Source organism: Polynucleobacter aenigmaticus, assembly GCF_002206635.1.
In the GTDB taxonomy this organism is placed as follows: domain Bacteria; phylum Pseudomonadota; class Gammaproteobacteria; order Burkholderiales; family Burkholderiaceae; genus Polynucleobacter; species Polynucleobacter aenigmaticus.
Map to the genome: position 1 here is coordinate 71,184 of NZ_NGUO01000002.1, position 20,387 is coordinate 91,570.

At 47.8% G+C, this 20,387-nt stretch carries 20 protein-coding genes and 1 tRNA gene; 16 read left to right on the forward strand and 5 right to left on the reverse strand.

Annotated features, from left to right (window positions below):
• Positions 1 to 4: 4 nt before the first annotated feature.
• Complete coding sequence (locus CBI30_RS00930; RefSeq protein WP_088526470.1) at positions 5 to 913, forward strand: 5'-nucleotidase; 909 nt, start codon at positions 5 to 7, stop codon at positions 911 to 913.
• An 11-nt stretch (positions 914 to 924) separates the two neighbouring features.
• Positions 925 to 1,752: an NADPH-dependent 7-cyano-7-deazaguanine reductase QueF gene (queF, locus tag CBI30_RS00935; protein ID WP_088526471.1), complete on the forward strand. Its 828-nt coding sequence runs from the start codon at positions 925 to 927 to the stop codon at positions 1,750 to 1,752.
• A gap of 73 nt (positions 1,753 to 1,825) precedes the next feature.
• Here the strand turns inward: queF and ssb are convergent, their stop codons facing one another.
• Both ssb and CBI30_RS00945 read right to left on the reverse strand, forming a co-directional pair.
• A complete protein-coding gene (gene ssb, locus CBI30_RS00940; protein WP_088526472.1) occupies positions 1,826 to 2,284 on the reverse strand; it encodes a single-stranded DNA-binding protein in 459 nt (152 codons plus the stop codon).
• 74 nt (positions 2,285 to 2,358) lie between these two features.
• Entirely contained in the window at positions 2,359 to 3,549 is a 1,191-nt protein-coding gene (locus CBI30_RS00945; protein WP_088526473.1) for an MFS transporter, read from the reverse strand.
• A 37-nt stretch (positions 3,550 to 3,586) separates the two neighbouring features.
• Between CBI30_RS00945 and uvrA the strand changes: the two genes are divergently transcribed.
• Positions 3,587 to 6,475 carry an excinuclease ABC subunit UvrA gene (uvrA, locus tag CBI30_RS00950; RefSeq protein WP_088526474.1) on the forward strand — a complete coding sequence of 963 codons (2,889 nt, stop codon included), beginning with the start codon at positions 3,587 to 3,589 and terminating at the stop codon, positions 6,473 to 6,475.
• On the opposite strand, the gene CBI30_RS00955 is transcribed toward uvrA, so the two are convergent.
• Positions 6,476 to 8,458, reverse strand: coding sequence for a monovalent cation:proton antiporter family protein (locus CBI30_RS00955; protein ID WP_088526475.1), 1,983 nt, complete (start codon positions 8,456 to 8,458; stop codon positions 6,476 to 6,478).
• An 11-nt stretch (positions 8,459 to 8,469) separates the two neighbouring features.
• Here CBI30_RS00955 and CBI30_RS00960 point away from each other — a divergent pair, with 11 nt between their 5' ends.
• From CBI30_RS00960 to rapZ, 9 genes are all read left to right on the forward strand, one after another.
• Positions 8,470 to 9,462: a KpsF/GutQ family sugar-phosphate isomerase gene (locus CBI30_RS00960; protein WP_088526476.1), complete on the forward strand. Its 993-nt coding sequence runs from the start codon at positions 8,470 to 8,472 to the stop codon at positions 9,460 to 9,462.
• A gap of 30 nt (positions 9,463 to 9,492) precedes the next feature.
• Positions 9,493 to 10,065: a KdsC family phosphatase gene (locus CBI30_RS00965; protein ID WP_088526477.1), complete on the forward strand. Its 573-nt coding sequence runs from the start codon at positions 9,493 to 9,495 to the stop codon at positions 10,063 to 10,065.
• A gap of 11 nt (positions 10,066 to 10,076) precedes the next feature.
• Positions 10,077 to 10,721, forward strand: a complete 645-nt coding sequence (lptC, locus tag CBI30_RS00970; RefSeq protein ID WP_088526478.1) for an LPS export ABC transporter periplasmic protein LptC — start codon at positions 10,077 to 10,079, stop codon at positions 10,719 to 10,721.
• Complete coding sequence (gene lptA, locus CBI30_RS00975) at positions 10,718 to 11,290, forward strand: lipopolysaccharide transport periplasmic protein LptA (protein WP_088526479.1); 573 nt, start codon at positions 10,718 to 10,720, stop codon at positions 11,288 to 11,290. Before lptC ends, lptA begins: the two co-directional genes overlap by 4 nt.
• A complete protein-coding gene (gene lptB / locus CBI30_RS00980; RefSeq protein WP_088526480.1) occupies positions 11,287 to 12,054 on the forward strand; it encodes an LPS export ABC transporter ATP-binding protein in 768 nt (255 codons plus the stop codon). The genes lptA and lptB overlap by 4 nt, the downstream gene beginning before the upstream one ends.
• 192 nt (positions 12,055 to 12,246) lie before the next feature.
• A complete protein-coding gene (gene hpf, locus CBI30_RS00985) occupies positions 12,247 to 12,570 on the forward strand; it encodes a ribosome hibernation-promoting factor, HPF/YfiA family (protein WP_088526481.1) in 324 nt (107 codons plus the stop codon).
• A gap of 33 nt (positions 12,571 to 12,603) precedes the next feature.
• Positions 12,604 to 13,062 carry a PTS sugar transporter subunit IIA gene (locus CBI30_RS00990; RefSeq protein ID WP_088526482.1) on the forward strand — a complete coding sequence of 153 codons (459 nt, stop codon included), beginning with the start codon at positions 12,604 to 12,606 and terminating at the stop codon, positions 13,060 to 13,062.
• Positions 13,063 to 13,079: 17 nt separating this feature from the next.
• Positions 13,080 to 14,048, forward strand: coding sequence for an HPr(Ser) kinase/phosphatase (hprK, locus tag CBI30_RS00995; protein ID WP_370652575.1), 969 nt, complete (start codon positions 13,080 to 13,082; stop codon positions 14,046 to 14,048).
• 1 nt (position 14,049) lies between these two features.
• Complete coding sequence (rapZ, locus tag CBI30_RS01000) at positions 14,050 to 14,940, forward strand: RNase adapter RapZ (protein WP_088526483.1); 891 nt, start codon at positions 14,050 to 14,052, stop codon at positions 14,938 to 14,940.
• On the opposite strand, the gene mutY is transcribed toward rapZ, so the two are convergent.
• Together mutY and mutM are read right to left on the reverse strand one after the other, a co-directional pair.
• A complete protein-coding gene (gene mutY / locus CBI30_RS01005) occupies positions 14,885 to 16,048 on the reverse strand; it encodes an A/G-specific adenine glycosylase (protein ID WP_088526484.1) in 1,164 nt (387 codons plus the stop codon). The two genes, rapZ and mutY, sit on opposite strands and share 56 nt — an antisense overlap.
• Positions 16,033 to 16,869: a bifunctional DNA-formamidopyrimidine glycosylase/DNA-(apurinic or apyrimidinic site) lyase gene (mutM, locus tag CBI30_RS01010; protein ID WP_088526485.1), complete on the reverse strand. Its 837-nt coding sequence runs from the start codon at positions 16,867 to 16,869 to the stop codon at positions 16,033 to 16,035. The genes mutY and mutM overlap by 16 nt, the downstream gene beginning before the upstream one ends.
• Before the next feature lie 35 nt (positions 16,870 to 16,904).
• Between mutM and CBI30_RS01015 the strand changes: the two genes are divergently transcribed.
• From CBI30_RS01015 to CBI30_RS01030, 4 genes are all read left to right on the forward strand, one after another.
• The gene (locus tag CBI30_RS01015; RefSeq protein ID WP_088526486.1) at positions 16,905 to 18,392 is read left to right on the forward strand and encodes a lipoprotein insertase outer membrane protein LolB; all 1,488 of its coding nucleotides are present in this window, start codon (positions 16,905 to 16,907) and stop codon (positions 18,390 to 18,392) included.
• Positions 18,385 to 19,275: a 4-(cytidine 5'-diphospho)-2-C-methyl-D-erythritol kinase gene (gene ispE / locus CBI30_RS01020; RefSeq protein WP_088526487.1), complete on the forward strand. Its 891-nt coding sequence runs from the start codon at positions 18,385 to 18,387 to the stop codon at positions 19,273 to 19,275. Before CBI30_RS01015 ends, ispE begins: the two co-directional genes overlap by 8 nt.
• Positions 19,276 to 19,280: 5 nt before the next feature.
• Positions 19,281 to 19,357 (forward strand) — tRNA-Gln (locus CBI30_RS01025).
• Between the two features lie 61 nt (positions 19,358 to 19,418).
• Positions 19,419 to 20,387 carry a ribose-phosphate pyrophosphokinase gene (locus tag CBI30_RS01030; protein ID WP_088526488.1) on the forward strand — a complete coding sequence of 323 codons (969 nt, stop codon included), beginning with the start codon at positions 19,419 to 19,421 and terminating at the stop codon, positions 20,385 to 20,387.

Consider the following 20,387-nt stretch of genomic DNA (forward strand, 5'->3'; position numbering starts at 1 on the left):
ATAAATGTCATTCACGCTCACCGGAAAACTCGTCGTTGCGATTTCATCGCGCGCACTTTTTGACTTCGAGGAAGAGAATCGCATCTTCGAATCTACTGATGACAGCGCCTATATGAAGTTGCAGTTGGAGCGCTTATCTAAAGCCGCTCAGACGGGAGTAGCCTTTCCATTGGTAAAAAAGTTGTTGGCCTTCAATGAAGAAGGTGAACAGCGCGTTGAAGTGGTGATCCTGTCACGCAATGATCCTGTCAGTGGTCTGCGAGTCTTCCGCTCTGCCAAGCATCATGGCTTACATTTGGAGCGGGGTGTATTCACGCGAGGACGCCCGCCATACCACTATCTACGCTCATTACATGCCAATTTATTTCTCTCAGCAAATGAAGATGATGTGCGTGCAACAATTGATGCAGGCTTTCCTGCAGCGCGCGTTTATCCAGAATCGAGCAAGACTGCAGAGTCTCATCCCAATGAAATCCGCATCGCCTTTGACGGAGACGCAGTACTCTTTTCAGATGAAGCCGAGCAAGTATTTCAGAGCGAAGGTTTAGTAGCGTTTGTAGATCATGAAAGCAAGAAAGCTGCTATCCCATTGCCGCCAGGCCCATTTAAGCCATTACTAGAAGCCCTACACCGCTTGCAACGCTCTACCAGTGAGAAGGGTATGCGTATTCGCACCGCCTTAGTTACCGCTCGTTCGGCCCCTGCACATGAGCGTGCTATTCGTACATTGATGGCTTGGGGTATTGATGTAGATGAAGCGATGTTCCTTGGTGGACTTTCTAAAAGCGAGTTTCTCCGCGAGTTTGAGCCAGACTTTTTCTTTGATGACCAAACTGGCCACTGCCAGTCCGCTGCATCAGTAGCGCCTACTGGTCACGTTGTATCTGGCGTATCGAATAAACCTAAAAGCTAAGTACGCAACGTATGTCAAAGCTATCCCTTGGCCAAGCAACGCAATATCCAGATCAATATGATCCAAGCCTGCTATTCCCCATTACACGCGCTGAGAATCGCCTCAAGCTAAACATCAAACCAAATCAGACCTTACCTTTTGTCGGTGTTGATATTTGGAATGCCTTTGAGCTCAGCTGGCTCAATAAAAAAGGAAAGCCCCAGATTGCTTTGGCAGAATTTCAAGTGCCAGCAGATTCGCCGAACATGATTGAATCTAAATCATTCAAGCTCTATCTAAATAGTCTGAATAACGCTCGCTTTGAAGATGAATCTGAAGTTCGAGAAAAATTGATTGGGGATTTATCAGCAGTGGCTGGCAGCAAAATTTCTACCCGCATTCATCCAACTGAAGCAGTTGCCAAAAAAGGAATGCAGGAAATGAGCGGCGTCCTGATGGATCGTCTCGATATCGAGATAGATCCAAGCTTATCGGCAGATCCCGCGCTACTCGAAGTAAACGAATCTTTTGGGCCCATCGAGCAGTGCTTAGTCTCTCATTTACTCAAATCCAATTGCCCAGTCACCGGTCAACCAGATTGGGCAAGCGTACAAATTCGTTATCAAGGACGTCCAATACTTGAAGAAGGTTTATTGCGCTACCTGATTGGCTTTAGGCAATTGGGTGAGTTTCATGAGCATTGTGTGGAAACGATTTTTTGTGACATCAAGCGGCAATGCAAGCCCGAGAAGCTCTCCGTCTATGCTCGCTACACTCGTCGCGGTGGGTTGGATATCAACCCCTTCCGCACCGATCACAACGCGCCCTGGCCAGATAACATGCGCCATGCAAGGCAGTAACAAAATCTGCAGGTAAATAAAAAGCCCTTCTAAAAGGGCTTTTTACATGAGGCAATACTAATGAACGAAATGGTTAAAACGGAATATCGTCATCCATTGCGCCAAGTGATGCTGCATTTGAAGATGCTGGAGCAGATTGCTCAGCCGGCTTTGAGCGACTATAACTTTCACCACCGCCATCACCGCTACCACCTACTGGCTTACCACCAAGCATTTGCATTGTTTCTGCAACGATCTCAGTGGAATATTTTTCTTGGCCGCTAGCATCAGTCCATTTACGTGTACGCAAACGACCTTCTACATAAACCTGTGAACCTTTTTTGAGGTATTGACCAGCAATCTCTGCAAGCTTGCCAAAGAATGCAACGCGGTGCCATTCTGTGGTTTCTTTCATTTCGCCAGACTGCTTATCTTTGTAACGATCTGATGTCGCTACTGAAATGTTTGTTACAGCGTCGCCGCTTGGCATGTAACGTGTTTCTGGATCGCGTCCTACGTTACCTACGATGATGACCTTATTTACCGAAGCCATGTTGTCTCCCGAAGAAAAATACTGCTGTTATTACTACTAAAAATAAGCTACCCGCTTTAATTAAACCAATGAAGCTACGGCACTGTCTTTGGTGCTACATCCTTTGATTCTGTGGCTCTCGTTGGCATCGCACCCATCGACCAAGCAATTATAAGCCAGCACAAAAGCAGTAATGCGCCCATGATAAAAACCGATAAATCACCATGGCTATCCATCAGCCAACCCCCAATAACAGCCCCTGTAAAGAGGCCAATCGACTGGGTAGTGTTGTAAACACCTAGAGCAGTACCCTTAGATTCCTTGGCAAAACGAGAAACTAAGGAAGGTTGCAATGCTTCCAACAAGTTAAAGCCAACGAAATAAATCAACAAGGCGACGGTGATAGCAGTAATTGAATGGGCGCTCGTAAACACGAATTCAGCAATCAAGAGCAGCACAATGGCCACCAATAAAACCGTACGCAATTGCTGCTTCTTTTCACCAAAAATCAGAATGGGCGCCATCAAGAAAAAGGAGAGTAGCACCACAGGGAGGTAAACCTGCCAATGGGAGGCTAATGGGAGGCCGGCTTGCACTAGCAAACTGGGCACTACTAAAAACATGGCTACTTGGGTGGCGTGCAATACAAATACACCAGCATTCAGACGCATTAACTCAGGGCGCAGAAAAACGTCCTTCAAACTCGCTTGCTGCACCTTGGGTTCAGGCTTAGTACTAGGCAGAACGTAGTAGGCGACAAACATCGCCCCTACCCCAAGCACCGCCAACACCACAAAGATGCCGCTTAAGCTGATCAAGCGATAGATTGGGGCAGCGATCACCAAGGAGAGGGCAAACGAGAGGGCAATACTGCCGCCAACTAAGGCCATTGCACGGGTGCGGACTTGCTCACGGGTTAAATCAGCGACCCAGGCAGAAATCGCTGCTGAGACAGCTCCCGCGCCCATTACCCCGCGACCGATGGCAATCCATAGGAGATCATCTTGGGCCGCACAAATCAAGGCACCCGCCACAAATAAGGAGAGTCCCCATAAAACGACGGGTTTTCGACCAATTCGGTCGGATAGGCGCCCCAAAGGGATATAGAAGCAGGCTTGAACAATATTGAAGATTCCGAGGGTCAATCCCACCCACAGGGCATGTTCGCCGCCAGGCAAGCCCCGCGCATGAATGCTAAAAACCGGCAAAAGCAGAAATAGGCCCAGCATACGGAGGCCAAAGATGCCTGCTAAGGCCAGAGTGGAGCGAAGTTCAGAAGGATTCATGGGAAAGGGCTATATTAACAAGTTACGCTAAAAAATCATGAATAACGAAATTAAGATCCGCGGTGCGCGCACGCACAACCTCAAAAATATCAATCTAGATATCCCTAGAGAGAAATTGGTCGTTTTGACTGGACTCTCTGGCTCAGGCAAAAGCTCGCTAGCCTTTGATACCCTTTATGCCGAAGGTCAACGAAGATACGTAGAATCCTTATCGGCCTATGCCCGCCAGTTCTTACAACTGATGGAAAAGCCAGATGTCGACACGATTGAAGGCCTCTCTCCCGCGATTTCCATTGAGCAAAAAGCGACTAGCCACAATCCCCGCTCTACGGTGGGCACGGTCACAGAGATTCATGATTACCTGCGTTTGTTATTTGCACGCGCTGGCACCCCGCACTGCCCAGAGCACGATCTGCCATTAGAGGCGCAAAGCGTTTCTCAAATGGTGGATACCGTTTTGGCAATGCCCGAAGACACCAAGCTGATGATTCTTGCTCCCGTAGTGAGTGAGCGCAAAGGTGAGTTCGTGGACTTATTTCAAGATCTGCAAGCGCAAGGATTTGTGCGCTTTCGGGTGCGCTCGGGTGGTGGCACAACTAATACTGCAAAAGCCGAAATCTTCGAAGTTGATCAATTACCAGTGCTTAAGAAAAACGATAAGCATTCTATTGAAGTAGTAGTAGATCGCATTAAAGTGCGCCCCGATATTCAGCAACGTGTAGCAGAATCTTTTGAGACTGCACTGCGCCTCGCTGACGGCAAAGCGATGATTGTCAATATGGATACCGGCAAAGAGATGATTTTCTCGAGCAAGTTTGCCTGCCCAATTTGCTCTTACTCATTGCAAGAACTTGAGCCACGTCTTTTCTCGTTTAATAACCCGATGGGAGCCTGTCCATCGTGCGATGGCCTGGGTCATCAGTCTTTCTTTGATCCAAAACGTATCGTTGCCCATCCCGACTTGTCGCTGGCATCGGGCGCCATCAAAGGCTGGGATCGTCGTAATCAGTTTTACTTCAAACTCTTGCAGACACTCGCAAAGCATGGTGGCTTTGATGTTGAGAAACCTTTTGAGACTCTCAATAAGAAACAACAAGATCTCATTTTGTTAGGCTCAGGTGATATCACCATTCCATTTGAATACATTAATGAGCGTGGCAAAAACAGTATTCGTGAGCATGCCTTTGAAGGCATTGTTGCTAACTTTGAAAGACGTTATCGCGAGACTGACTCTTCGACAGTTCGAGAAGAATTATCGCGTTATCAAAATATGCAAACATGTCCAGAATGCAGCGGCAGTCGTTTGCGCAAAGAGGCACGATTTGTCAAAGTAGGCGATGGCAAACAATCACGCGCTATTTATGAAATCAGCGCCCTACCTTTAAAAGAAGCTAAAGAATATTTTGAAGCGCTCGAGCTTAAAGGTGCTAAACGAGAAATCGCCGATAAGATTGTTAAGGAGATCGGCTCGCGCCTGCGCTTCTTAAACGATGTAGGTCTCGACTATCTCTCATTGGAGCGCAGCGCAGATACGCTCTCTGGTGGTGAAGCCCAACGTATTCGCCTAGCATCTCAAATTGGTTCCGGCCTCACCGGCGTAATGTACGTATTAGATGAGCCGTCAATTGGCTTACATCAACGCGATAACGATCGCCTCATTGGAACCTTAAAACACTTGCGCGATTTAGGTAATAGCGTATTGGTGGTTGAGCACGATGAAGATATGATTCGCGCTTCTGACTACGTCATCGATATTGGTCCAGGCGCTGGCATTCATGGCGGTGAAGTCGTTGCTGAAGGCACTCCAGCCGAAGTAGAAGCCAATCCTAAATCTCTGACAGGCGCCTATTTGTCTGGTCGAGAGTGGATTGCTGTTCCCGAAAAACGTATCCCGGTAAATGACAAGTTCTTAGAAATCATTGGGGCCCGTGGCAATAACTTGCAATCCGTTCATGCGCAGATACCAGTGGGCTTATTAACCTGCGTCACTGGCGTATCCGGCTCTGGTAAATCCACTCTCATTAATGACACACTGCATCACGCAGTTGCACAGCATATCTATGGCTCAAATGCAGAGCCTGCAGCGCATGATGCAATTAAGGGCCTGGAGAACTTTGACAAGGTCATTAGCGTAGACCAATCCCCTATTGGCAGAACGCCCCGCTCTAACCCAGCAACCTATACCGGCTTATTTACACCGATTAGAGAACTCTTTTGTGGTGTGCCCGCTTCACGTGAGCGCGGCTATGAGGCTGGTCGCTTCTCTTTTAATGTCAAGGGCGGTCGTTGCGACGCCTGCGAAGGTGATGGCGTTATCAAAGTAGAGATGCATTTCTTACCAGATGTCTATGTGCCATGCGATGTCTGTCATGGCAAACGCTATAACCGCGAGACTTTAGACATCCGCTACAAAGGCAAGAATATTCATGAAGTGCTGTCGATGACGATCGAGCAAGCTCATGAATTCTTTGAAGCCGTTCCCATCGTCAAACGTAAACTCAAAACCTTGCTCGATGTGGGTTTGGGCTACGTCAAGCTCGGTCAAAGTGCTACCACCCTATCAGGCGGTGAAGCGCAACGCGTCAAGCTCTCGCTAGAACTTTCAAAACGCGATACTGGCAGAACGCTCTATATCCTAGATGAGCCAACTACTGGCTTACATTTCCATGATATTCAGTTGCTCCTAACTGTTTTGCAAACCCTAAAGAAACAAGGTAATACGATTGTCATCATTGAACATAATTTAGATGTGATCAAGACTGCCGATTGGATTATTGATTTAGGACCTAAAGGCGGCGCTGGTGGTGGACAGATTATTGCTACTGGTACGCCTGAAGAAGTTGCTAAAAATGAGGCCAGCTTTACCGGTCACTACTTAGGGCCATTACTGATTCGTAAATCAGTCGCCAGTAAAAAGAAAAAGTAATTAGAGCAATTTAGATTCGGCTAAATCAGTCGCTTCTGAATTGCCTGAGAGCACTAGGATGTCGTTAGCTTGTAAACGTAATTCTGGGGTGAGCTCTAACTTGACATAGTCAGAGCCGCCCACTTTTCGTCTTACAGCCTGAACACTCACACCCTCATTTTCAAGATGAAGCTCGTCTAGTGTTTTGCCAATACTGATCGATTCTGGCAACAAGGTAACTGAATGCAAACGCCATGATTCATTCGATCCAAAATCATCATCAGCAGCACCACGGAAGTACCCTCTTAACAAGCTATAGCGCGCCTCGCGTGCACTGGTAATACGCCGCACTACTTTCCGCATAGGCACACCCATCATGAGCAACACATGTGAAGCCATCATGAGGCTACCTTCGATTAACTCTGGTACAACCTCGGTTGCGCCTGCTGCTTGTAGCTTAGCTAAGTCTGCATCATCCTTAGTACGTACCAAGGTAGTCATACCTGGGCGTAAATGCTCGACCTGATGCAATACCTTTAATGTTGCTGGTGTATCCGCATAAGTAATGACAACCGCCTTGGCCCTTGCTAAACCAGCAGCAACTAAATAATTTTCTCTGCTTGCATCCCCATAGACCACGTTGTCGCCCGCGCCAGCGGCTTCTTTCACCCGGTCGGGATCCATATCTAAAGCAATGTAAGGAATTTTTTCTTGATCAAGCATGCGAGCCAAGCTTTGACCGGAACGACCAAATCCACAAATCACCACATGGTTCTCCGTACGCACGCTTTTTGCTGCAACACGTGTCAGCGCCAATGACTGCAAGAGCCACTCATTGCTGGAAAAGCGCATGGCAATACGATCGCTATATTGAATAAGGAAAGGAGCGCCAAACATGGAGAGCAGCATCGCTGCTAAGACCGCCTGACTTAAGGCAGGATCAATCAAGTCAAGACCATCAATTTGATTGAGCAACACAAAGCCGAATTCACCTGCCTGCGCTAAACACAAACCCGTCCGAATAGAGATGCCTGGACTGGAACCAAAGGCACGTGATAGCAAGGCAATCAAGCCAAACTTGAAAATCAGTGGGCCAATCAATAAGAGTAGGACCAATACCCACTGCTGATGAATGACCTCAAAATCTAGCAACATGCCTACGGTAATAAAGAAGAGTCCCAGCAAAACATCTCTAAAAGGCTTAACGTCTTCCTCAACTTGATGGCGGTAGGGCGTCTCTGCAATCAACATACCAGCCAAGAAGGCGCCAAGCGCCAAGGACAAGCCAAAATGCTCTGTCAGCCCAGCCATACCCAACACAATAAGCAAGAGGTTGAGCATGAAAAGCTCTTGGGAACGCAATTTAGCTACCAAGCTAAACCAGCGACTCATTAAGGTTTGCCCAATGACAAAAATGAGCACAAGCGCCACCGAAATCTTGATGGATGCGGCGGTTAGGGCTAAAAATAGATCCCCTGGATTTTTACCAAGGGAAGGCAACAAAATCAACAGGAAGACCACCGCTAAATCCTGAAATAGCAAGATCCCGATAATGTTGCGGCCATGCTCAGTTTCAATTTCTGAGCGATCAGAGATGAGTTTAGTGACGATGGCGGTTGAGGACATGGCTAGTGCACCCCCCAAAGCAATGGCTGCCTGCCACGAGATCGGGTAAATCCAATTCATTAGCAGGCTGGCTGGAACCGCTAGGAGCATGGTCAAAATGACCTGACTGCCGCCCAGCCCAAATACGATGGACCGCATAGCCCGTAGCTTGTGGAGATTAAATTCCAGGCCGATAGAGAACATCAAGAAAACTACGCCAAATTCCGCTAAATACTTGACGGTAGCTGAATCATTGGCCAAACCGAGGGCATGAGGCCCGATCAGGACGCCAATAGCCAAATAGCCCAAAATAGGAGGTAGCCCGAAATAGCGGAAAATAACTACCCCGGCCACTCCGGAGGCCAGCAAGATGAGAGTTAACTGAAGGACTGACGGCATATACTCACCCCATGATAGCTAAGACTCGTGACCGAACCCTAAAGCTTGCGCGCGACACCCTCACTATAGAGGCTGCTGCACTGCAAACCATGCGTGATCGCCTTGAGGGCGCCAATGCAGATGCCCTAGTGCTAGCCATTGATCTTTTGCATTCTTGTAAAGGTCGCATTGTGGTTTCTGGCATCGGCAAGTCTGGGCATATTGCCCGAAAGATTGCCGCTACATTTGCCTCTACTGGCTCCCCCGCTTTTTTTGTCCATCCCGCAGAAGCCAGCCATGGTGACTTGGGTATGGTGACTCGTGACGACGTCTTTGTTGCTTTATCCAATTCTGGTGAAACTGATGAGCTCCTCACCATCGTGCCAATCGTAAAACGCACGGGTGCAAAACTGATCGCGCTCACTGGCGCGCCAAACTCCTCTATAGCGAAATTGGCGGATGCCCATTTGGACACCAGTGTTGAAAAAGAAGCTTGTCCACTTAATCTTGCCCCAACTACTAGCACTACTGCTGCACTCGCCATGGGCGATGCGCTGGCAGTTGCCTTGCTTGATGCTCGCGGTTTTCAAGCGGAAGATTTCCAACGCTCCCACCCAGGTGGGCGCTTGGGCCGCAAACAGTTGATGCATGTCAGCGAAGTCATGCGCAACCTAGATGAGACTCCAAAGATTTCGATCTCCGCCTCACTCCAAGAGGCTTTACTAGAGATGACTGCCAAGCGCATGGGTATGGTGGTGACCTTAAACAGCGCAAATAAAGTTGCTGGTATTTTTACTGATGGCGACTTACGCCGTCTGCTTGAAAAGAGCACCAATCTGGATGGCCTCACTTTAGAAAAGGCGATTACTTCAGCTCCTCGCACTATTCCTCCTGAACTGTTGGCGGAAGAAGCCATTGAAATGATGGAGAAACATCGAATCAACCACCTAGTGGTGACCGACCCTCAAGGCGCATTACTTGGAGCCCTCAATCTCCATGATTTATTTGCAGCCAAGGTCATTTAAGTAAACTCAAACCTTCACTGATCTACACCTATGCCTAGTGCCTTTAATGCTCATAACACCAACCCATTAAGCCAATATCCACAGGCTTGGGATCGCGCCAGCGCTATAAAACTCTTGGTATTGGATGTCGATGGCGTACTCACGAATGGCCACGTATTGTTCGGCGATAACGGCAAAGAGTCGCTAAAAGCATTTGATATTCAGGATGGATTGGGAATAAAGCTATTAGAAAAGATTGGTATTCCAACAGCCATCATTACAGGACGTAGCTCTGAAATGGTTTTAGCACGCTGCGAAGAGCTAGGCATCAAACATGTGCACATGGGCGTAGATAACAAAGCCATCGCTTTAGAAAAGATTCTCCAGTCCCTGGAGCTGAAGTCTACAGATTGCGCGGTTATGGGTGATGACTGGCCTGATTTCCAGATGATGAAGTCTGCCGGACTGAAAGTATGTCCCGCTCAAGGGCATGAGGCCGTCAAGGAAACTGCTCACTTTGTTACTACGAGATCTGGTGGTAGTGGAGCCGTGCGCGAAGTTTGCGACCTCATCCTGAAAGCGCAAAACCGCTATGAGGAATTGCTGGCTCAGGCGCGCGCTTAAGGTCTCTAGCAATGCAACTCAACCCCAAAAAAATCAAACTGAGCATATGGCGAGTCCTATTGCGCCTCATGCCTTTGATCTTGATGGGTACGCTCACTCTCGTTACGTTTTGGTTGGTCAAGAAAAATACGCCGGCGGAAAAATCTGCTATCGAACGAGTGCGTTTACACGAGCCTGATTACACCATTACGAATGGTGCGCTATCCGCCCTAGATGAATTTGGCAATACTAAATATCGAGTATTGGGCAAGAAGGTGACTCACTACGATGATGACGCCTCAATTGATATTGAAACGCCACGTATGCGCCTGTTCCCGCCTGAAAAAGCGCCAGTCACCGTCAAAGCAGATATAGGGCATTTAGATGGTGACCTCACTATTTTGGATTTGATTAATAACGCAGAAATTTTTAGGCCGCCCCAAGCTGCATCATCGACTGAGCCTGCAAGACCGCGCATGCTCGCGCGTTCTTCTTATTTCAAGGTACTTATTAACGATGACATTATTGAAACGGATAAACCCATTACGCTTGAGCAGGGCATATCTATCATGCACTCAACCGAGGGTGGCGTATTTAATAACATCGAACAGAGCATGGTTTTATCAGGGCAAGTAAGAGGTCGTATCGAGCGCATACAACCGAGAGCGCAACCATGATTCATGAGCGCTTCAATTTCTTGCGTCAACTCATTATCTCGACTGTGGCCTTAGCTGCTTGCATGATGACAGTGGCTCATGCTGAAAAGGCAGATCAAGATAAACCGATTATTTTGGAGGCCGAGAAGGTCTCAGTAAATGATGTTCGGCAAATTTATGAACTTGATGGTGAGGTGCTCCTAACCAAAGGTAGCATTCTGATTACTGGTGAGAAAGGCAACATCAAGGTTGATCCCGAAGGTTATGAATACGTTGATGTTCAAGGCAATCCTGAATCTACCGCCAGCTTTAGACAAAGACGCGAGGGGCCAGCTAATGAGTTCATGCAGGGTCGTGGGCAAACTGTGACTTACAACGCAAAGACTGAGCTCCTGACCCTGACTGGGGATGCTAATTTGAAGCGCCTTCATAATATGCAAATGCTAGATCAATTACGCGGCTGGAAAATTGAGTATGACGATGTTAAGCAATACTATCGGGTCTCCCCACCCACAGATGCCAAGCCAGATGACCTACCGCTGGCTAGAGCCATCCTTTCACCAAGAAGAAAAGCTACACTAGAAAAATGATCACGGATTCCAGCGGTAGTCACAAACCGGCAACCTTAAGCGCTCAACATCTTCAAAAGCGCTACGGGTCCCGCACGGTGGTGCGAGATGTTTCGGTAGAAGTAAAGTGCGGCGAAGTGGTTGGGCTCTTAGGGCCAAATGGTGCTGGCAAAACAACCTCTTTTTACATGATTGTTGGCCTAGTTCCACTGGACGGCGGTAGCATTGTTTTGGATGGCACTGATATCACCCGCCTCCCCATTCATGAGCGAGCTCGTATGGGTTTGTCCTACCTCCCACAAGAAGCTTCCGTTTTTAGAAAACTCAATGTAGCGGAAAATATTCAGGCTGTACTCGAGCTTCAAGTTCAGGGTGGCAAGCCTTTAAGCAAGGCTGAAATTGCACACCGCTTAGATGAGCTCTTAGGCGAACTTCAAATTAGTCATCTGCGTAATAACCCAGCCCTATCCTTATCTGGCGGAGAACGTCGACGTGTTGAAATTGCTAGAGCCTTAGCATCCCAACCTAAGTTCATTTTGCTAGATGAGCCATTTGCTGGTGTTGACCCTATTGCAGTCGGAGAAATCCAGCGGATCGTGCGCTTCTTACGAGACCGTCAAATTGGCGTCCTGATCACCGACCATAATGTTCGAGAAACTTTAGGTATTTGTGATCATGCCTACATCATCAGCGAAGGTAGCGTTCTGGCGGAAGGTAAGCCAGATCAAATCATTGAGAACGATGCCGTTAGAAGAGTCTACCTGGGTGAAAACTTCCGCATGTAAATATTCAGAGTTTTTCGAATATTTATTAAATAAAAGTGATCTGCCCCCTTGGTTTTCAGCAAAATCGCTGATACGCTGGAGGCTCATGAATTGCATTTCCATATAAACAAGTACAACTTTACAGGGGCCCGCTGCGCACCCTGGGTAATTATTTGCGCATGCATTTTGTTTTGCCATGAATAGGAGCTGCTGATGAATTTAAAAATTAATAGTCGTCATGTCGAAGTTACCCCAGCTATGCGTACTCACCTCGAAACTGGCTTAGCCAAAATTCGTAAACACTTTGATCACGTCCTCGATGCCTCCGCATTTTTGATTGTTGATAACGCTAAAGAAAAAAATCTTCGTCAAGCTGCCGAGATCACTATTCATCTTAAAGGCAAGGAACTCTTTGCAGAGGCGCACAACGCCGATCTCTACCATGCCATGGATGCGGTGGTCGATAAACTTGAGCGTCAAGTGGTGAAACACAAAGAAAAGATCCAAGATCATTACCACGACAAGCATTTTGAGTAATCCCTGGCGTCAGGGCACCTATAATCAATTGACATGAATGCCCTGACTGATCTTTTTACCCTCGACCGCATTGCCCTTGATAGTCCCGCCGCAAATCGGGCCGAGGCATTTGCGGCCGTAGGGGAGTTATTTTCCAAGCAAGCAGGCCTTGAGGCTGATGCGATTGTTGGCTTCTTAAATGCCCGCGAAGACCTGGGCTCCACCGCCCTGGGCGCTGGTGTTGCTATCCCGCACGGTCGCGTAAAAGGACTTAAGCACCCTATTGCAGCATTTTTGAAACTAAAAGAGCCGATTGAATTTGCCGCGCCCGATGGCGAAGCCGTCTCTATTCTGATTTTTTTACTCGTTCCTGAAAAAGCCACCCAACAACATCTAGAAATTTTGTCCTCAATTGCACAGCTCTTATCAGACCAAGAGACTCGTAAGTCACTAGCGTCGGAAGATAGCCCAGAGAAGGTGTGCCAGCTTTTACAAACGTGGGGCTCCGTTTGACAATCCAGCCCTTACTCCTGGAAGGTGTTACCGCCCAGCAGATCTTTGATGACAATGTCTCTGACTTAAAGCTCTCTTGGATTGGTGGCCTCGAAGGTGCGGATCGCACTTTTCCTCCAGAGGCTGTTAAAGCAGCCGCAGCCAGCTCAGACTTAGTTGGCCACTTAAATCTAATTCATCCAAGCAGGATTCAAATTTTTGGTGAGCAAGAGGTCGACTACCACGCCCAACTCGAGCCAAAGCAAAAGCAGGAGCAAATCTCCAGCTTGATTTCAAAGACGCCGCCTTGTGTGATTGTGGCGGATGGTAAAGCGGCTGACCCTGATCTACAGCTCTTTTGCCAAAGATCATCAACACCCCTATTTACAACCGCCATTTTGGCTGCGGAGGTTATTGATCACCTCCGCACTTACCTCACCAAGATTGGCGCCCCTCAGATCACTATGCATGGCGTTTTAATGGATATTCTGGGCTTAGGCGTCTTAATCATGGGTGAGTCTGGGCTAGGCAAAAGCGAATTGGGCTTAGAGCTAATTTCTCGCGGTCACGGCTTAGTGGCTGATGATGCGGTAGATTTTTCCCGCCTTGGCCCCGATTACATTGAAGGTCGCTGCCCCGTGATCTTGCGCAACCTCCTAGAGGTTCGCGGACTGGGTCTGTTAGATATTCGCACCATCTTTGGCGAAACTGCCGTGCGCCGTAAATTAAAATTGCGTTTAATCGTGCAATTAGTTCGCCGTAATGATGGTGAATTCGAGCGTTTACCTTTGGAAGCGCAGCATATTGATGTTTTAGGCATCAAGATTAGAACTGTAAAAATTCAAGTGGCTGCAGGTCGCAACTTAGCAGTTCTAGTTGAGGCAGCGGTTCGTAATACCATTTTGCAATTGCGCGGCATTGATACCCTAAAAGAATTTATTGAGCGCCAGCGTTTACAAATGAATGCCGAGGCAGAGTCCACCAAGTCCCAGGGTCGCCTCCTCTAATATGCAAATCAATCTGATTACCGGCATCTCGGGCTCAGGTAAATCGGTTGCACTGAGGTCCTTTGAGGACGCGGGCTATGACTGTGTAGATAATCTCCCAGTTACCCTACTAGAAAATCTCATCGCCACACTAGAAGATGAAAAGAGTGAGCGTGTGGCAGTAGCAATTGATGCGCGCCGCGGACAAGCGCTTGCAGAGCTACCCAAGATCTTAGAAAACCTGCGGCGCAATCATCAAGTGCGCGTTGTTTTCCTCAATGCAGATACCAATACACTCATACAGCGCTTCTCTGAAACCCGCAGGCGTCACCCACTCTCAGGCAAGACCAAACAGACGCAAGCTGCCACCCTCATTGAGGCGATTGATAAAGAACGTAGCCTCCTAGAGCCTTTGCGCACGCAAGCCCATAGCATTGATACCAGCAACCTTCCTGCTCATGCATTGCGCTCCTGGATTCAGGACCTTCTAAAAGATAAGCCTCAAGGTCTCACCGTTATTTTTGAATCTTTTGGATTTAAAAGAGGTTTGCCAAGTGAAGCTGATCTTGTATTTGATGTACGCTGCCTTCCGAATCCTCACTATGACAAAGCCTTGAGCCCTCTGTCTGGAAAGGATCAAGCGGTCAGAGAGTTTTTAGAAAAAATTCCTGAGGTGGTCAGCATGGAAAGTGACATCATTCAGTTTGTTGAAAAATGGCTACCCCACTATATTGCGGATGGTCGCAGTTATCTCACCGTTGCTATTGGTTGTACTGGTGGACAACATCGCTCGGTCTATCTTGTTAGCCGAATCATTGTGCATTTTTTGGCGAAAAGAGATTTGGCTGCACTCCAAATCAACTTCTTAAGTCGTCACCGCGAACTAGACTCAATGCCTGCAAAAGTAATTTAATCGGTTGCGGTAAACCGTACTTACCTAATTGACGCAGCGACACCCACTGCAAGTCTCCACCGGACAATTTCACAGCATCACTCGTAGAGACATGCCAAATCTGCATCCATAAACGTCGATGAGTAAAAATATGCTTAATCTCTAATCCTCGTTCAATTGGCTTGCAGCTCTTCAGAGCAGTAAAGGTCTTTTCATTCGGTAACACCAACTTGAATAAGTCCTTAGAAGTCAAATAAGCCTCACTTCTCTGCGCATGACCAGCTAAATTTTTCTCTTTTGCTCTCCACTCAGACTCAGGCAAAGACCAGAGTCCACCCCAAATTGCTTTTTCTGGACGCTTTTGCAACAGCACAGTATCGCCGTGTCGCAACAACAACATGTCGCAATCAAATTCAGGAGATTTTGCTTTAATTACTTTGCGAGGCAATACCAATACTTGATCACTTAAATTGGCCTGGCAATCTTTTGCAAAAGGGCATCGCTTTATTCCAGTCAAACACACTGGCTTACGAGAAGTGCACCAGGTGGCCCCAAAGTCCATCAAGGCTTGCGTGTATACCGGCATATCTGCAGCATTGTTGGGAAGCAGTTTTTTTGCCAAGAGCCACAGCTGGTCATTTACTGCTTTTTCCTGAATAGTGCCCTCTATGCCAAACAGACGCGCCAGAATACGTTTGACATTAGCATCTAGAATCGGCGCCCGCTCATGAAATGCAAAGGCTGCGATTGCACCTGCCGTTGACCTACCAATGCCTTTTAATTGCTCAAGCAAGATAGTGTCGCTCGGAAACTTGCCTCCAAACGCTTCTACGACTTGCTTGGCACAGGCATGCAAATTACGAGCGCGAGTGTAATAACCAAGTCCAGCCCATTCAGCCAAGACATCGTCCAATGGAGCGGCAGCTAACTTTTTTATCGTCGGGAAACGTTTCATAAAACGTGGATAACGCTCTAGGACGGTAGCCACCTGAGTTTGCTGCAACATAATTTCCGAAACCCACACTGCATAGGGATCGCGAACACTCTGCCAAGGTAAGCCCTGGCGCCCATCCACGCCATGCCAAGCAATAAGTTTTTTGGCAAAGTGTTTAATTAGCGCTTCTGACATTGGGGACAAAAATAGGTGGAGCGCTGACCTTGCACTATTTGCTTGATGGCTGTTTTACAAATCTTGCAGGGTTGATCCTTACGGTCATAGACTTTAGTTTGCATCATGAAGTGCCCGGGATCCCCTTCGCTATTGACGAAGTCTTTTAAAGAACTACCACCAGCGGCAATCGCTTTTGTCAAAATTGATCTTACGGAGCTTGCCAAACGCGAACATTGCGGCCTTGTTAACTTTCCAGCAGCTTTTGCTGGATGAATGCCAGCCTCCAATAAGCTTTCGGAGCAATAGATATTGCCAACACCAACTACCGCTTGCCCTGCCAAAAGAAATTGTTTCACTGCGATACGACGGTTGCGAGATTTTTGATACAACACTTCCGCACCAAGTTCGCCCGAAAATTCTGGTGAGAAAGGTTCGACTCCCAATTTTTGCAGGAGGGCATTTTTTTCAATCGGCCCCGTGGATTTTGGGTGCCATAAAACAGCACCAAACTTCCGGGGATCATGCAAACGCAGACTTAACTTGTCAAACTCAAATGTCACACGATCATGTGGCTTTAGCGGATCACTACTAGGGAGCACCCGCAATGTTCCCGTCATACCCAAATGCAGCAAAAGATAACCGGCGTCTAATTCCATCAACAAATATTTTCCGCGTCGTTCTATACCCAAGACTTTTTGGCCAGGAAGAAACTTACCCAAATTACTGGGTACTGGCCAACGCAGGCGGCCGTCAATAATCTTGACCGCACTCAGCTTCCGGCCTTCTAAGTGCGGCTGGATACCTAATCGGGTAACTTCGACTTCTGGGAGTTCTGGCATGAATGGATTGTAGATTCGCAGATTAGAATGTGCTTATGACCAAATTTTCACTAAAGCCCTCTTTATGGGCCTTACTGCTCGTAACTGGACTTGGCATCAGCCTTTTCTCTAATCATGCCATCGCCAAAACCAGTAGCCTAGATAGTGGTGAAGCCATATTTGAGGTTCTAGCTTCTGAAATCGCTTTACAACGCGGTGAAGCTGGTCTTGCCTACAGCACCTATTTAGAGCTCGCTCGCCAGTTGAACGACCCTCGCTTGGCGCAAAGGGCTATGGAGATTGCCATTACGGCAGGCGCACCGGATTTAGCGCTACAAGCTGCCCAAACCTGGGATGGCCTCGCAGGGCCCAAACAGATCAAGCCCAAGGAAGTCCTAGTTACTCTCCTGATCCTCAATCAGCGCTGGTCAGATGCGGTCAAACCAGCCATCGCCCTTTTGAATCAGCAAACTCCAGCACAACGTGAAAATACTTTGGTGCAGATTCAGGCGCTACTGGCCAAGGCAAGTGATGAAACTCAGGCATTAAGGGCTTTCTACGAAATCGTTTCGACACTAAAGCCAGAACCACAAGATCCTAGCCTTCTCTACACCTACGCCATGTCTGCTGAAAAATCAGGGCGCATCGATGTCATGGAGAAAACCTTGCGCGAGATTTTGCGCAAAAATCCGAATGATGTGAATAGTCTGAATGCACTGGGTTATTCATTAGCGGATCGCAATCAGAAATTGCCAGAGGCATTCAAGCTCATCAGCAAAGCACATCAACTCTCGCCTAGAGATGGCTTCATCTTGGACAGTCTTGGTTGGGTTAATTTTCGCATGGGCAAAAATGCCTTGGCACTAGAACAACTCCAGCAAGCTTTCAACATCAAGCCTGAGGCAGATATTGCTGCGCATATCGGTGAAGTCTTGTGGGTCATGAATCGCCCAATAGAAGCAGAAGATATGTGGCGTAAAGGGCAACAACTAGATGCCAACAATCCTACTCTCAAAGAAACCTTGAAGCGTTTGAAACCAGATTGGTCAGTAGCGGATACCGCCCTCAAAGGCTCATGGGATGGTCGTTTCGCTGTAAAGGTCACTGGATTAACCGAAAGCAGAAATCAGGGTGGCTCAGGTGGATTTACCCTGACCCAAGATGCGCTCACTGATGTTTTGGAAATTCGCAATCCTGTTGGTGGATCGATTGCCAAAATTACGATTAAGCCTGGCGAGGCCATTCTGGAGCGAGATGGTCAATTAACTACAGCGATTGATGCCGACACTTTGATTCATACTGCGTTAGGACTTCCGCTGCCTGCTCGTGGCTTATCCGACTGGTTGCGCGGACAAACTCGTCCTGGCAGCAATGCCAGCATTGAGCGCAATGCAAACGGGCAAGTGAGCAAAATCACGCAAGATGGCTGGACCCTTAATTACAACTGGGGTAACACTCAGCAACTAGAAAAACTCACCATGACTCGTAGCTCTAATATCGGGTCTATTGATATCCGCTTGGTATTCGATACGCCGAATGAGTGAAGTTAGGATTGAAAGTGCTGCCTTAGAGCTTCGCTGTCCAGCAAAGCTGAATCTCTTTTTGCATATTGTTGGACGTCGTGCAGATGGTTACCACCTGCTTCAATCCGTTTTTCAGCTGATTGACTGGTGCGATGTCCTCACACTCAAGCGCATCCCAGAAAATACTATTCGCCGCATCGACCCCATTCCGGGCGTGCCCCCAGAACAAGATTTAGTAGTTCGTGCAGCGCAACTATTAAAAGATTTCTGCAAACTTGATCATGGCATTGAAATTAGCCTAAAGAAAATGATCCCAATGGGTGCTGGGCTGGGTGGAGGGTCTTCTGATGCCGCCTCCACATTAATTGGGCTTAATTACCTCTGGAATCTCCATCTCGATACTCCCACTTTGAGCCAACTCGGCCTCAAACTAGGGGCAGATGTGCCATTTTTCATCTTTGGTCAAAATGCCTTTGTAGAGGGCGTTGGGGAGAGATTGCAAGCAATCCCCTTGGAAATCCAAGACTTTGTGGTGATCTTCCCAAATCAAGGCATCGCGACTGCGCAGATTTTTCAAGACCCTCAATTGACCCGAGATCACGCTCCGATTACAATAGAAGGCTTTCTTGCATCGCCAAAGTCATTTCAGTCAAACGATTGTCAGTCAGTAGCGGTGCAGAATTGTCCTGAAGTGAAGCAAGCATTAGATTGGATTTACAAGGCAGTGCCAAACTCGGCGCCCTGCATGTCCGGCTCTGGAAGTAGCGTATTTGCCGCCTTAGACCCTAAGACGGATACCGCAAATCTGGAAAATCTTCTGCAAAATCTTCCAAAAGGATGGATAGGTCGAATTGTTCGAGGGCTAAATAAAAATCCCGCTTACAATTTGATTTCTTCAGATTGACCTGTAGGGGAATCGCCAAGCTGGTTAAGGCACTGGATTTTGATTCCAGCATGCGAAGGTTCGAATCCTTCTTCCCCTGCCAACAACTGTAGATACGACCAAAAGACATCCATTCGACCCTTACCAAAATTCCAAAATCCCCTATGTCCGCCACAATGAACGCAGATTTACTGACTCTTTTCACAGGCAATGCAAATCCGGTTTTGGCCCATGCGGTAGCCAAAGAGCTCAATCTCCCGATGGGAAAAGCTTTTGTAGGTCGCTTCTCCGATGGTGAAATCCAGGTAGAAATTCAAGAAAATGTCCGCGGTAAAAATGTCGTAGTCATCCAATCTACTTGTGCTCCAACGAACGATAGTTTGATGGAGCTTATGATCATGATTGATGCTCTCAAACGAGCTTCTGCGGGCCGAATAACCGCAGTGATCCCTTACTTCGGTTACGCTAGACAAGACCGTCGCCCACGCTCAGCTCGGGTTGCGATCTCCGCCAGAATCGTGGCAAACATGCTTCAGTCCGTTGCCGGCGTTGAGCGTGTTTTAACCATGGATCTCCATGCTGACCAAATTCAGGGCTTCTTTGACATCCCGGTAGACAACATCTATTCATCCCCAGTATTGCTTGCTGACCTTCAGGCTCAGAAGACCCAAAAAGATCTCCTTATTGTTTCGCCAGATATTGGTGGCGTTGTTCGCGCCCGCGCAATGGCCAAGCAATTGGGTACAGATTTGGCAATTATTGATAAACGTCGCCCAAAAGCAAATGTGTCAGAAGTAATGCACCTGATTGGCGAAGTAGAGGGCCGTCACTGCGTGATCATGGACGACATCATTGATACTGGTGGCACTCTCTGTAAAGCTGCTGAGGCCCTAAAAGAGCGTGGCGCCAAGGGCGTTACTGCCTACTGCACCCATGCTGTTCTCTCTGGTGGTGCTGTGGCACGTATTGCCGCTTCTGAGTTAGACGAATTAGTCGTTACCGACACCATTCCACTGACTTCAGAAGCTCTGAAAGTAGCCAAAATCCGCCAATTGAGTGTTGCCCCGATCCTAGCTGAGACCCTTTCCCGCATTAGCAAGGGTGATTCAGTCATGTCGATGTTCGCCGAATAA